Source organism: Mesorhizobium sp. B1-1-8 (genome assembly GCF_006442795.2).
In the GTDB taxonomy this organism is placed as follows: domain Bacteria; phylum Pseudomonadota; class Alphaproteobacteria; order Rhizobiales; family Rhizobiaceae; genus Mesorhizobium.
The window spans coordinates 3,815,231-3,828,779 of the sequence record NZ_CP083956.1 but is presented as its reverse complement, the minus strand read 5'-3'; the positions used below and the strand labels follow the sequence as shown (position 1 = coordinate 3,828,779).

Below are 13,549 nucleotides of genomic sequence, written 5' to 3'. Positions count from 1 at the left end.
CGCTTTGATCTGATCAACCAGGCGGCCGCGTCAACGCGGCCGCTTGCATGTTTACGGTCCGGAGCTTATCTCGTGAGTTTCGGTGACACGCGCCGCCTGAGCTGCGGGCATCGAGCGTGACGGTAGAAATCAAAGAAGTAGCGCATGATGTTGTCCGAAAACCGCTCCACACTTTTCGGCATCATGCTCTAGCGGAGAATCAGGCATGGCTTCGGCTGCTGAACAACTAGCCTCGAATCTGAATTTTGCGGCCTTCGCCAAAGCCGAGGATCTGAAGAAGCGCATCTGGTTCACCATCGGCGCGCTGCTCGTCTACCGCCTCGGCACCTATATCCCGCTTCCCGGCATCAACCCTGACGCCTTCGCCCACGCCTTCTCCTCGCAGAGCAAGGGCGTGCTCGGCATGTTCAACATGTTTGCCGGCGGCGCCGTGCAGCGCATGGCGATCTTCGCGCTCGGCATCATGCCCTACATCTCCGCCTCCATCATCATGCAGCTGATGACCTCGGTCATCCCGTCGCTGGAAGCGCTGAAGAAGGAAGGCGAGCAGGGCCGCAAGATCATCAACCAGTACACCCGCTACGGCACCGTGCTCTTGGCGCTCGTGCAGGCCTATGGCATCTCGGTCGGCCTCGAGGGCGGCAACGGCATCGTCAACGATCCCGGCATGTTCTTCCGCATCTCGACCGTCGTCACGCTGGTCGGCGGCACCATGTTCCTGATGTGGCTCGGTGAGCAGATCACCGCGCCGCGCATCGGCAACGGCATTTCGCTGATCATCTTCTCCGGCATCGTCGCCGGCCTGCCGCGGGCCATTTCCGGCACGCTGGAGCTCGGCCGCACCGGCGCGCTGTCGACGGGCCTGATCCTGGCCATCATCGTTCTCGCCATCATCGTCATCGGGCTGATCGTCTTCTTCGAGCGCGCGCAGCGGCGCCTGCTCATCCAGTATCCGAAGCGGCAGGTCGGCAACCGGATGTTCCAGGGCGATACCTCGCATTTGCCGCTGAAGCTCAACACGTCGGGCGTCATCCCGCCGATCTTCGCGTCCTCGCTGCTGCTTCTGCCGGCGACCGTCGCCGGCTTCTCGCAGGCGACCAACCTGCCTGGCTGGGCAAGCACCATCCTCGCCTCGCTCGGCCACGGCCAGCCGCTCTACATGGCGTTCTACGCGGCGATGATCGTCTTCTTCGCCTTCTTCTACACGGCGATCGTCTTCAACCCGAAGGACACCGCCGACCAGCTCAAGAAGCATTCCGGCTTCATCCCGGGCTATCGCCCGGGCGAGCGGACCGCCGAATATATCGACTATGTTCTGACGCGTATCACCGTCGTCGGCGCCATCTATCTGGTGCTGGTGTGTCTGCTGCCCGAGTTCCTGATTTCGGCGACTGGCGTACCTTTCTACCTCGGTGGCACATCGCTTCTGATCGTGGTCAGTGTCACGCTCGATACGGTGGCGCAGATTCAGGGTCACCTGATCGCGCACCAGTATGAGGGCCTGATCAAGAAGTCGAAGTTGCGCGGGGAAAGAGGAGGCAGATGAGGCTGATATTGCTTGGGCCGCCGGGGGCGGGCAAGGGGACGCAAGCACAAAGACTGGTAGAAAAACACGGCATACCCCAGCTTTCGACGGGCGACATGCTGCGTGCCGCCGTCCAGGCCGGAACCGAGGTCGGCAAGCGCGCCAAGGCGGTTATGGACGCCGGCGAGCTGGTGTCGGACGCGATCGTCAACGCCATTGTCGCCGAACGTATCGATCAGCCCGATTGCGCGAACGGCTTCGTCCTCGACGGATACCCGCGCACCCTGGTGCAGGCCGACGCGGTCGAGGCCATGCTTTCCGAGCGCGGCATCGCGCTGGACACGGTGATCGAGCTCGTCGTCGACGACAAGGCGCTTGTCGGCCGCATCGTCAAGCGGGCCGAGGACGCCCAGGCCGCCGGCCAGCCGGTGCGCAAGGACGACAATCCGGCGGTGTTCGAGGAACGCCTGCGGGAATACTACAAGAAAACCGCTCCGCTGACCGGCTATTATTACGCCAAAGGCAAACTGAAAACTGTCGACGGCATGGCCAGCATCGACGCGGTGACCGCGGAAATCGAGGCGGTAGTCGCGGCGACGGCATAACAGGCTGCCGCGACAAGTTAAGATTGTGCTTGACCGAAGGCCGCCATTGGGGTATGGCGGCCCGTCTTCCTGTCAGGCATAGGATTTGCTTGCCCGCAAGGGCGAGGCAGCCGCTTTGAATACGGAAACTCCCGCAAGGGCCGGCCTCCACCGGACGCGGGGCAACTTGAAGCGCCGGCTTGTCCGGCCCATATGGAGATGAGAAGAACATGGCTCGTATAGCCGGCGTCAACATTCCGACCAACAAGCGCGTCGTCATTGCGCTTCAGTACATTCACGGTATCGGCAAGAAGTTCGCCCAGGAAATCGTCGACAAGGTCGGCATCCCGGCCGACCGTCGCGTCAACCAGCTGACCGACGCCGAAGTGCTGCAGATCCGCGAGACGATCGACCGCGACTACCAGGTCGAAGGCGACCTGCGCCGCGAAGTCTCGATGAACATCAAGCGGCTCATGGACCTCGGCAGCTACCGCGGCCTGCGTCACCGCCGCTCGCTGCCGGTCCGCGGCCAGCGCACGCATACCAATGCGCGCACCCGCAAGGGTCCGGCCAAGTCGATCGCCGGCAAGAAGAAGTGATTTAGGGGAATAAGGGAGTAGGGGAGTAAGGCAGTAGGGAATAGTCCGAAAATCGGACCACACATTTCCCTACTCCCTTACTGCCCTATTCCCCTACTCCCTTACCAAGGTGGAGCCGCTGGCATTACGGCGGTGTAGAGATCAACTGAAAGGACTACCATGGCCAAGGAAGCCGCTCGTGTTCGCCGTCGCGAACGCAAGAATATCTCGTCGGGCGTTGCCCACGTCAATTCGACCTTCAACAACACGATGATCACCATCACCGACGCACAGGGCAATTCGATTGCGTGGTCGTCGGCCGGCGCGCAAGGGTTCAAGGGTTCGCGCAAGTCGACCCCGTTCGCCGCCCAGATGGCCGCCGAGGACGTCGCCAAGAAGGCCCAGGAACACGGCATGCGCATGCTCGAGGTCGAGGTCTGCGGGCCCGGCTCCGGCCGCGAATCGGCGCTGCGCGCTTTGCAGGCTGCCGGCTTCACCATCACCTCGATCCGTGATGTGACGCCGATCCCGCACAATGGCTGCCGCCCGCGCAAGAAGCGCCGCGTCTAAGAAAATTTAAAGAACGCCGCGCGAACGCAAGAAGCGTTCCTCCGCGGTATTCCAGGGCGCCCGCCACGATTGGATGGTGGCGGGACAACGGAAGGAAGACACCATGATCCAGAAAAATTGGCAGGAACTGATCAAGCCGAACAAGATCGAGTTCTCGTCGAAGAAGAAGACGCTGACCACGCTGGTCGCCGAGCCGCTCGAGCGGGGCTTTGGCCTCACGCTGGGTAACGCCCTGCGCCGGGTGCTTCTGTCCTCTCTGCGCGGCGCGGCCGTCACCGCCGTGCAGATCGACGGCGTGCTGCATGAATTCTCGTCCATCGCCGGCGTGCGCGAGGACGTGACCGATATCGTCTTGAACATCAAGGAAATCGCCATCCGCATGGAAGGCGATGGTCCCAAGCGCATGGTCGTGCGCAAGCAGGGCCCCGGCGCCGTGCTCGCCGGCGACATCCAGACGGTTGGCGATGTCGAGATCCTCAACCCCGACCACGTCATCTGCACGCTGGACGAGGGCGCCGAGATCCGCATGGAGTTCACCGTCGATACCGGCAAAGGCTATGTGCCGGCCGAACGCAACCGCGCCGAGGACGCGCCGATTGGTCTGATCCCGGTCGACAGCCTGTACTCGCCGGTCAAGAAGGTCTCCTACAAGGTCGAGAACACCCGCGAGGGTCAGGTTCTCGACTATGACAAGCTGACCATGACGATCGAGACCGACGGCTCGATCTCGGGCGAAGACGCGGTGGCTTTCGCCGCCCGCATCCTGCAGGACCAGCTCGGTCTGTTCGTCAATTTCGACGAGCCGCAGAAGGAAGTCGCCACCGAGGCCGTCACCGAGCTCGCCTTCAACCCGGCGCTGCTCAAGAAGGTCGACGAACTCGAGCTTTCGGTGCGTTCGGCCAACTGCCTGAAGAACGACAACATCGTCTATATCGGCGACCTGATCCAGAAGACCGAAGCCGAGATGCTGCGCACCCCGAACTTCGGCCGCAAGTCGCTGAACGAGATCAAGGAAGTGCTGGCGGCCATGGGCCTGCACCTCGGCATGGAAGTGCCGGACTGGCCGCCGGAAAACATCGAAGATCTCGCCAAGCGTTACGAAGACCAATATTGAGCATGAATTCCAAGGATCGGCGGCGTGAGCCGCTCGATCCGACGGTCATGCGGAAAACCATCAGAGGCCGTGGCCTCTTGAACAACTGAAGAAGGAAAAGAGCCATGCGCCACGGTTTCAAGGGCCGTCGCTTCGCCCGCAGCGTAAGCCACCGCAAGTCGATGTTTGCCAATCTCGCCGTGTCGCTGATCGAGCACGAGCAGATCCTCACCACCTTGCCGAAGGCGAAGGATTTGCGTCCGATCGTCGAGAAGCTGGTGACGCTCGGCAAACGCGGCGACCTGCACGCCCGCCGCCAGGTGATCGCGCAGATCGGCAATGAGGGCGTCGTCAGCCGCCTGTTCGAAACCATCGCGCCGCGCTACGCCACCCGCAACGGTGGCTATCTGCGCATCATGAAGGCAGGCTTCCGCCACGGCGACAACGCCGCCATGGCGGTGATCGAGTTCGTCGACCGCGACACCTCGGCCAAGGGCGCCGCCGACCGCGCCCGTCTCGAGGCGGAAGGCGCCAACGAGGAAGCCGCTGCCGCTTGAGGCTCGGTTTCCGAGAATGGTTTCGAGGGGCCTTCGGGCCCCTTTTCGCATCTTGAGGGATGGTGCCCCGCGACGTTTTTTGTCTATCGAGCCGGTGCTTCTGCGCGACAATCGTCGCATTCCATCGCCTTAGCCTTTCATTCTGCACAATCGTCGGGACAATGGCGCCCGATCTGGAGGATTCGGAATGCGTTTCAAACGGCTGTTTCTTGTCACGCTCTGCGCGCTCGCCGCTTTCGCCGCGGTGCCGGCGGTTAGGCAGGCGCTGGCAGAGGACGCCGCCAAGCCGGCCGACCCAGGACTCTCCGACGTGCTGACGGACCTCCTGCATGGCGTCGAAGGCGAGAACGCCACCGCCGGTCCGGACAAGCGCGTGCCGTTCGGCCGCGAGGAGGTGCAGCTCTCCTTCGCGCCGCTGGTCAAGCAGACGGCGCCGGCCGTGGTCAATGTCTATGCCTCGCAGACCGCCAAGGTCACATCGCCCTTCGAGGGCGATCCGTTCTTCGAGGAGTTCTTCGGCCGCGCCCAGCCGCGCGCACAGTCCTCGCTCGGTTCCGGCGTGCTAGTCGATCCGAGCGGCGTCATCGTCACCAACTACCACGTCATCAAGGATGCCGACGAGGTGAAGGTGGCGACGGCTGACGGGCGCGAATTCACCTCGAAGGTCATGCTCAAGGACGAGACGCTCGATCTCGCCGTGCTCAAGATCTCGGCCGACAAGCCGTTTCCGGTGATCGCCATCGGCGATTCCGACGCGCTGGAGGTCGGTGATCTGGTGCTGGCGATCGGCAATCCGTTCGGCGTCGGCCAGACCACCACCAGCGGCATTGTTTCGGCCCTTGCCCGCAGCCATATCGGCGTTTCGGATTCGGGCTACTTCATCCAGACCGACGCCGCCATCAACCCAGGCAATTCCGGCGGCGCGCTGATCAACATGGGCGGCCAGCTGGTCGGCATCAACACCGCAATCTACAGCCGCAGCGGCGGCTCGATCGGCATCGGCTTCGCGATCCCAGCAAACATGGTGCGCGCCTTCGCCGACGCCGCCAAGGCCGGGCTCGATTTCTTCGAGCGCCCCTATATCGGCGCCGAGTTCGAAGCGGTGACGCCGCAGATCGCCGAATCGCTCGGCATGGACAAGCCGGCCGGCGCGCTCGTGTCGTCGGTCGATGCCACGGGTCCCGCCGGCAAGGCCGGCCTCAAGCCCGGCGATGTCGTGCTGTCGCTCAACAACACGCCGGTCGAAAGCATCGAGGCGCTGGACTACCGCATGGCGACGCTGTCGATCGGCTCCAAGGCGAGCTTCGCGGTGCTGAGCAAGGGCCAGCAGGCGACGATGGAGATCGCGCTGGAGCGCGCGCCGGAGGGGGCCAAGGCAGCGGAAGTGACGCTGCACGGCCGCAGCCCCTTCGCCGGCGCCAAGGTCGCGGAACTATCGCCAAGGCTTGCGCAGCGGCTCGGCCTGCGCACCGATCTCAAGGGCGTCACCGTGATCGACATCAACCGCGATTCACCTGCCGCCGATTTCGGCTTCCAGCCGGGCGATGTCGTGCGCGAGGTGAACGGCACCACCATCGAAACGGCGGCGACACTGGCGCAGGTCGCCCAGCAGGACACGCGCTGGTGGCGCTTTACCGTCGAGCGCGGCGGGCAGATACTGCGCCAGGTGTTGCGTTATTGAGGCGATCCGAAGGGTCGTCCTCCAGGTTTGGCGACGTTCATGGCCGATCTGTTCAGTTCCGATGAACCGGAAAAGGCGCCGCTGGGCCGGCCGCTGGCCGATCGGCTGCGCCCGAAAAACCTTGGCGAGGTCGTCGGCCAGGAGCATCTGACCGGTCCGGATGGCGCGCTGACCAGGCTGATCAATTCTGGCTCGCTCGGCTCGATGATCTTCTGGGGGCCACCCGGCACCGGCAAGACAACGGTGGCGCGGCTGCTCGCCGGTGAAACCAATCTCGCCTTCGAGCAGATATCGGCGGTGTTTTCCGGCGTCGCCGACCTGAAGAAGGTCTTCGAGACGGCGAAGCTGCGCCGCGCCAGCGGCCGCCAGACGCTGCTCTTCGTCGACGAGATCCATCGCTTCAACCGCGCCCAGCAGGACGGTTTTCTCCCGGTCATGGAGGACGGCACCGTCGTGCTGGTCGGCGCCACCACCGAAAACCCGTCCTTCGAGCTGAATGCCGCGTTGCTGTCGCGGGCACGCGTGCTGGTCTTCCGCTCGCTCGGCGAAGACAGCATCGCCAAGCTCCTGGCGCGGGCCGAGGAAACCGAGGGCAGGGCACTGCCGCTCGACGAAGAGGCGCGGGCCATGCTTATGCGCATGAGCGATGGCGACGGTCGCGCCTCGCTGACGCTGGCCGAAGAGGTCTGGCGCGCCGCCAAGCCCGGCGAGGTGTTCACTCCGGAGGGCCTGCAGCGCATCGTCCAGCGCCGCGCCCCGATCTACGACAAGGGCCAGGACGGTCATTACAATCTGATCTCGGCGCTGCACAAATCGGTGCGCGGCTCCGACCCGGACGCAGCGCTCTACTACCTTGCCCGCATGTTCGACGCCGGCGAGGATCCGCTTTATCTCGGCCGGCGGCTGGTGCGTATGGCGATGGAGGATATCGGGCTCGCCGATCCGCAGGCGCTGGTCGTCGCCAATGCCGCCAAGGACGCCTATGACTATCTGGGCTCGCCCGAGGGCGATCTCGCTTTCGCCGAGGCCACCGTCTATCTCGCCACCGCGCCGAAATCGAATGCCGTCTACACCGCCTTCAAGGCGGCGACGCAAGCCGCCAAGGAATTCGGCTCGCTGCTGCCGCCCAAGCATATCCTCAACGCGCCGACCAAGCTGATGAAGCAGGAGGATTACGGCGCCGGCTACCGCTACGACCACGACGAGCCGGACGCCTTTTCCGGGCAGGACTATTTTCCGGAAAAGATGGGCCGGCACACTTTTTACGATCCGCCCGAGCGCGGCTTCGAGCGCGAAGTCAGGAAGCGGCTGGAATACTGGGCCAAGCTGCGCAAAGAGCGCGAATAGCCGGCGTCGTCCGACGAGATCAGCCAAGGCACCGCAAACCCATCCTGCGGCGATGCCGTTGTGCGGCTGACCAAAAGGCCTTATCAAGGCGCACGGCTGGCGGGGGTCGGCGCCGTGATTTGTTTCATGTAAACAGGGCCGCGCTCCAGCGCGGAAGACAATGACAAAGCAAAGCCGTAAGATCCTTCGTCAGGCTGCGATCGCAGTCCCGCTTCTCGCGCTCGCCTTCTACTTCATCCCGATCCTGACGACAATCTGGATCGTCTGCGGCCTGATCGATGTGATGCGCAATGCAAACAAGGATCTGTCGCTGTTCCGCGGCTATTTCCTCGGCAATGGCATCTTCACCTGGCTGCTGTCGCCCTTCAACCTTCTGGTCGACCTGCTTTGCTACAGAAACCCGGGCGTATGGAAGCTGGAGCAGTTCCCGGCCGACTATCAGCGCGAGGTCAACGAGGTTCTCGATGTCTTCAAGGCGCGCAAGGATGAGATCATCGCCGATATCGACGCCAATTTCGGCACCGGCCGGCGCGGCATGTATGTCTATCAGTGGTACGGCAAGCACAGAATAGATAACGTTGCGGAATTCAACAAGGATTTCAAATACATCAAGACCATCGCCGTCTCGGTGTTCAGGGGCAAGGAATCGACTTCCTGGCATTTCGGGCCGCTGCGGCTCAGCCTGCGCATCCTCTACAATTTGTTGCCCGTGAAGGCCGAGATTTTCGTCGAGTGCAACAACGCCCGGAATTACTGGCACGACAATCCGCTCTACATTTTCGACGACACGCTGCTGCACCGCTCTGTCAACGAGTATGATGGGCGCCGCTATTGCGTATTCATGGACATTATCCGTCCGTCGCCATTCCCCGGCCTCATCGCCGGCCTTCTCGCCGTCGTCTCGGTGAGCGTCGAGCGCATCAATTCCATGTTCTACAAGAACTGGAAGATGATCGGTTCGTCCAAGCCGAAGAAGGTCGCCGCCAACTGAAGCATCTGGCGCACTTGGCGCCGGATTCTGCCTGGCGCGATCTTTGTCCGGATTTTGGGTCTTTGGCTCGCAAGACGCCTGCCTTAGTGCTATGGCGCCGCTATCGAACGGATAAGCGAACCCATGGCAGGCGTTGAACAGATCACGGTGGAGGCCGGCGAGGCGGGCATGCGGCTCGACCGCTGGTTCAAGGTCCATTTCCCGGGCCTTGGCTTCGGCCATCTGCAGAAGCTGCTGCGCTCCGGCCAAGTCAGGGTCGACGGCGGCCGGGTGAAGGCCGACACCCGCGTCGAGCCCGGCCAGACCGTGCGCATCCCGCCGCTCGATATCGACAAGAAGGGTGACGCCCCGCTCACCGGCCATTCGATCCGCAACCAGGACGATGCCGATGTGCTGGCCAAGATGCTGCTGCACGAAGACGAGAAGGTCTACGTCTTCAACAAGCCGGCGGGCCTGGCCGTGCAGGGCGGCTCCGGCGTCAGCCGCAACGTCGACGACATGCTGGAGGCCTGGCGCAGCAAGAAGGGCGAGAAGCCCCGCCTCGTGCACCGCCTCGACCGCGATACGTCGGGCGTGCTGGTCGTCGCGCGCACCAGGCATGCAGCCATGAAGCTTTCCGAGGCGTTCCGGGCGCGTGAGACCAGGAAGACCTATTGGGCGCTGGTCAAGGGCGTGCCGCCGAAGCGCGAGGACAAGATCTCGACCTGGCTGGTCAAGGAGTCGACGCCGGATGGCGACCGCGTGCGCATCGCAGCACACGGTGAAAAGGGCGCCGACCACGCGGTGTCCTATTACCGCGTCATCGAGCAGGCTGCGCAGACGATGACCTGGCTGGAGATGGAACCCTATACCGGCCGCACCCACCAGCTGCGCGTCCATGCCGCCTATATCGGCTGCCCGATCATCGGCGATCCCAAATATTTCGAGGCCGACACCAATTGGGACTTTCCCGGCGGCATTCAAAACCGCCTGCACCTGCACGCCCGCCGCATCGTCATTCCGCATCCCGACCAGGGCGTCATCGACGTCACCGCGCCGATGCCGCCGCATATGCGCCAGAGCTGGAACCTGATCGGCTTCGACGAGCAGAGCGCAGAGGAAGAAAGATGAGCAGCGCTGCCGATACGCTCGACCGCCGCGACGCCGTCGACATGACGGCAGCGGCCGTCATGGTCGGGCTGACGCTGTCCTGGGGGCTGAACTACGTCGCCGCCAAGATCTCCTACGCCGGTTACGATCCCGTCGTCGTCTCGATCGCACGCTCGGTCATCGGCGGCGCCTGCGTCGTCGGCTGGTGCTGGCTGCGCGGCATAAAGCTGTTCGAAGCGGATGGGACGCTCAGCGCCGGGATCCTCGCCGGCGTGCTCTTCGGCGCCGAGTTCCTGTGTCTCTATATCGGATTGGAGCACACCACCGTTGCCCGCAACACCTTGCTGGTCAACACCATGCCGTTTTGGGTGCTGGTCGGCGGCCATTTCCTGCTTGGCGAGCATATCACCGCGCGCAAGCTCGCCGGCCTTGTGCTCGCCTTCTGCGGGTTGGTGGCGGTGTTCTCCGACGGGATCATGGGCGGCAATGACGCAACGCTGACCGGCGATCTGCTTAGCCTCGGCGCCGGCATCCTGTGGGCGCTGACCAGCATCGTCATCAAGCGCTCGAAACTGGTCGAGACCAGTGCCGAGAAGCTCCTGCTATACCAGCTGGCCGGGGCTGCCGTCGTCGGCGTCCTGGTGCTGCCGTTCGCCGGCCCGCCGATCCGCGCCGTCACAGCACTGTCGACATGGGCGCTGCTGTTCCAGTCTGTCTATGTCGTCGCCTTCACCTATGTATTGTGGTTCTGGCTGCTCAGGCGCTATCCGGCATCCGGCCTTTCGAGCTTCGCCTTCCTGTCGCCGGTGTTCGGCGTGCTGTGCGGCGCGATGATTCTGGGCGAGCCGCTGACGGTCAGGATTTTCCTGGCGCTTGGCCTGATCGCCGCTGGCCTGATCATCGTCAACAGGCCGGTGCGCAAGCAGGTGCCAGCGTAAGGAGCTCGACATGCGCGATATCCTCAACGATCTCGAAGCGGGAAAGCTGCTCTCCGATCCCGATCCGGTGCGCCGCGCCCAGATCCAGATGAAGACGCCGCTGCCGAAGCGTTTTTACAAGACCGCGTCGGTCGCCCCGGTCGAAAACGGCTTTGCCGTCCATCTCGACGGCAGGCCGGTTCGCACGCCCGGGAAAGCGCTGCTGGTGCTGCCGACCGAAAAAGCGGCTTCTCTCGTCGCCGAGGAATTCGCCGCGCAGGGCGAAGTCATCGACCCTGTGACGATGCCGGTGATGCGCCTCGTCAACACGGCAATCGACGGCGTCGCCAGCGATCCGCAGGCCGTGCTGGAAGACATCCTGCGCTTCGCTTCGTCCGACCTGCTTTGTTACCGCGCCGATGGCCCGCAAGGCTTGGTCGATCGGCAGAACCGTCTCTGGGATCCGGTCCTGGATTGGGCGCGCGGCAGTCTCGGCGCGCGCTTCAATCTTGCCGAAGGCGTCATCCATGTCGAGCAGCCGCGCGAGACCATCGCCATCCTTGGCGCTCATCTTGCCCAGCGCGCCGAGCCGCTGCGGCTCGCAGCCATTCACGTCATGACCTCGTTGACCGGATCGGCGCTGTTGGCGCTCGCCGTCGATTTCGGCGAGCTCGACGGCGAGGAAGCGTGGACGGCCGGTCACGTCGACGAGGACTGGCAGATCGAGCATTGGGGCCAGGACGCCGAAGCCGTGGCGCGCCGCTCGGCCCGCAAGCGCGACATGATGGCCGCGGTCCGTCTTCTCGAAGCGCTGTAGATCGGCCCCGGCCGCCAGGCCGGCACGAGACGATTCGCCGGCGCCGCCCAATACCCTCCGGATGCCTGCCGATCGGACGGAAATGCAAGAATATCAAGCATTTTTCCGCTCGAACCGCCTTCGATAGCAAACGAAAGTTGCATTGACGGCCCTGTTCTCTGCCGCCCATTATCCGGATCGAGGAGCCGGCGTTTGCTTGGTGGGAGGAGCAGCGGCAGGCGGTTACAACCAAAACCTGGAACATATGGGAGGAATGCATGACAGAGTTCAAAAACCTGGATAAGGGCGCGGGCGGCTTCTCGCGCCGTCACATTTTGCAGCTTGGCGCGGGCGTCGCCGGTGCGACGCTGATCCCTGGTTTGGCCGGACAGCTTGGCCGGGCGTATGCCGACGACCAGCCGGCGATAGGCACGTGGCCGGCTGGCTCGCAGGGCAACACTGTCTATATCGGCGCGACCGTGCCGCGCACCGGCGCCTATGCCGTGCAGGGCGAGGACGAGCTCAAGGGCATGCAACTGGCCGTCGAGCACATCAACGAGGGCAATGATCTGCTCAAGCAGATCGCGCCGAAGATCGACAAGGGCGTGCTCGGCAAGAAAGTGGAATTGGTCGTCGCCGACTCGGCCGCCAAGCCGAACAATGCGGTGCAGTCTCAGCAGACCTTTATCAACGACAACAAAATCGTCGCCATGACAGGGTCTACCTCTTCGGCGGTGGCGGTTGCGCTCAACAAGTTCGCCCAGCGCGAGAAGATCCTGTATCTGGTGGCAATCTCCGGCTCGAACGACACCACCGGCAAGGACTGCGCGCGCTATTCCTTCCGCCAGTGCGTCTATGGCGAAACCTGCGCTAACGCCATCGGCCCGGTGCTGGTCAAGAATTTCGGCAAAGGCAAGAAGGCGGCGTTCATGACGCCTGACTATACCTACGGCCACACCGTCACCAAATCGGTCAATGACTATCTTACATCCCAGGGCGGCTGGGAAATGGTGACCAACCAGATCTCCCCGCTCGGAACGCAGGACTTCAGCCAGTACCTCACCAATATCGCCAATTCCGGCGCTGAGTTCATCGTCAACGTCAACTGGGGTCGCGACGCCGTGCTGTCGGTGCAGCAGGCAAAGCAGTTCGGCCTGACGCCGACCATGAAGATGGTGATCCCTTATCAGATTCCGTTTCTGGCCAAGGAAGTGGGTCCGGACCTGACCGAGGGGGTGTTCGCCGCCACCGATTTCTGGTGGACGATGGAAGACAAATTTCCGCTGGCAAAAGCGTTCGTCGATGCATTCCAGAAAAAGTACAGTTATCGCCCCGAATGGGGTGCGGAAAACGCCTATATGCAGTTCGCCATCTGGGCGCGGATGGTTTCGCAAGCCGGCACGTTCTATCCGCCGGACGTCATCAAGCAGTACGAGAAGGGCGAGACCTTCCCGTCGATGGTCGGCGACGTCAAGTTCCGCGCCGAGGACCACCAGCTTATTCGTCCTGTCGTCATCGTCCGCGGCAAGGCGGCCAAGGACATGAAGAACGAGGAAGACTTCTGGGACGTCGTGGAGATCGTGCCCGGCGAAGGGCTGATGCAGAAGCCGGATGCCTTTGGCTGCCAGCTTGGTGATTACACCTGACCGTCACGACACCCTTCTTCGCATCACCGGTGCGAAGGAGGATTTTCATCCCGTTACGGCCAGGTCGAAGGCCGCGAAGCATGTCTCCGCGGCCCGAGTCCTGGCCAATTAACTGTCGCAGGGCAATCGATTGCCTGCCATGATGGCAGGCAGACGGCGCCGCGACGGTCGTCTA

At 63.2% G+C, this 13,549-nt stretch carries 13 protein-coding genes; all 13 read left to right on the top strand.

The annotated features are described in order from the left end of the window. The first annotated feature begins 205 nt into the window (after positions 1-205). The 13 genes from secY to FJ974_RS18490 all read left to right on the top strand — a co-directional run bounded on the left by secY (position 206) and on the right by FJ974_RS18490 (position 13,374). Complete coding sequence (gene secY, locus FJ974_RS18550; RefSeq protein ID WP_226891293.1) at positions 206-1,546, top strand: preprotein translocase subunit SecY; 1,341 nt, start codon at positions 206-208, stop codon at positions 1,544-1,546. Continuing rightward, positions 1,543-2,130: an adenylate kinase gene (locus tag FJ974_RS18545; protein ID WP_140538658.1), complete on the top strand. Its 588-nt coding sequence runs from the start codon at positions 1,543-1,545 to the stop codon at positions 2,128-2,130. The genes secY and FJ974_RS18545 overlap by 4 nt, the downstream gene beginning before the upstream one ends. A gap of 209 nt (positions 2,131-2,339) precedes the next feature. Beyond that, complete coding sequence (gene rpsM / locus FJ974_RS18540; RefSeq protein ID WP_140538657.1) at positions 2,340-2,708, top strand: 30S ribosomal protein S13; 369 nt, start codon at positions 2,340-2,342, stop codon at positions 2,706-2,708. Positions 2,709-2,867: 159 nt separating this feature from the next. After that, entirely contained in the window at positions 2,868-3,257 is a 390-nt protein-coding gene (gene rpsK, locus FJ974_RS18535; RefSeq protein WP_006205444.1) for a 30S ribosomal protein S11, read from the top strand. 103 nt (positions 3,258-3,360) lie between these two features. Beyond that, a complete protein-coding gene (locus tag FJ974_RS18530; protein ID WP_032933403.1) occupies positions 3,361-4,371 on the top strand; it encodes a DNA-directed RNA polymerase subunit alpha in 1,011 nt (336 codons plus the stop codon). Between the two features lie 104 nt (positions 4,372-4,475). After that, positions 4,476-4,907 (top strand): 50S ribosomal protein L17, encoded by a 432-nt coding sequence (rplQ, locus tag FJ974_RS18525; protein WP_140538656.1) that lies wholly within the window; start codon positions 4,476-4,478, stop codon positions 4,905-4,907. A gap of 187 nt (positions 4,908-5,094) precedes the next feature. After that, positions 5,095-6,588, top strand: coding sequence for a DegQ family serine endoprotease (locus FJ974_RS18520; RefSeq protein ID WP_140538655.1), 1,494 nt, complete (start codon positions 5,095-5,097; stop codon positions 6,586-6,588). A gap of 39 nt (positions 6,589-6,627) precedes the next feature. Then, positions 6,628-7,935 (top strand): replication-associated recombination protein A, encoded by a 1,308-nt coding sequence (locus tag FJ974_RS18515; protein WP_140538654.1) that lies wholly within the window; start codon positions 6,628-6,630, stop codon positions 7,933-7,935. 160 nt (positions 7,936-8,095) lie between these two features. After that, the gene (locus tag FJ974_RS18510; RefSeq protein WP_140538653.1) at positions 8,096-8,926 is read left to right on the top strand and encodes an aspartyl/asparaginyl beta-hydroxylase domain-containing protein; all 831 of its coding nucleotides are present in this window, start codon (positions 8,096-8,098) and stop codon (positions 8,924-8,926) included. A gap of 123 nt (positions 8,927-9,049) precedes the next feature. Next, a complete protein-coding gene (locus tag FJ974_RS18505) occupies positions 9,050-10,036 on the top strand; it encodes an RluA family pseudouridine synthase (protein WP_140538652.1) in 987 nt (328 codons plus the stop codon). After that, entirely contained in the window at positions 10,033-10,953 is a 921-nt protein-coding gene (locus FJ974_RS18500) for a DMT family transporter (RefSeq protein ID WP_140538651.1), read from the top strand. The genes FJ974_RS18505 and FJ974_RS18500 overlap by 4 nt, the downstream gene beginning before the upstream one ends. Before the next feature lie 10 nt (positions 10,954-10,963). Next, entirely contained in the window at positions 10,964-11,749 is a 786-nt protein-coding gene (locus tag FJ974_RS18495; protein ID WP_140538650.1) for an ATP12 family chaperone protein, read from the top strand. 257 nt (positions 11,750-12,006) lie between these two features. Beyond that, complete coding sequence (locus FJ974_RS18490) at positions 12,007-13,374, top strand: substrate-binding protein (RefSeq protein ID WP_140538649.1); 1,368 nt, start codon at positions 12,007-12,009, stop codon at positions 13,372-13,374. Positions 13,375-13,549: the final 175 nt, after the last annotated feature.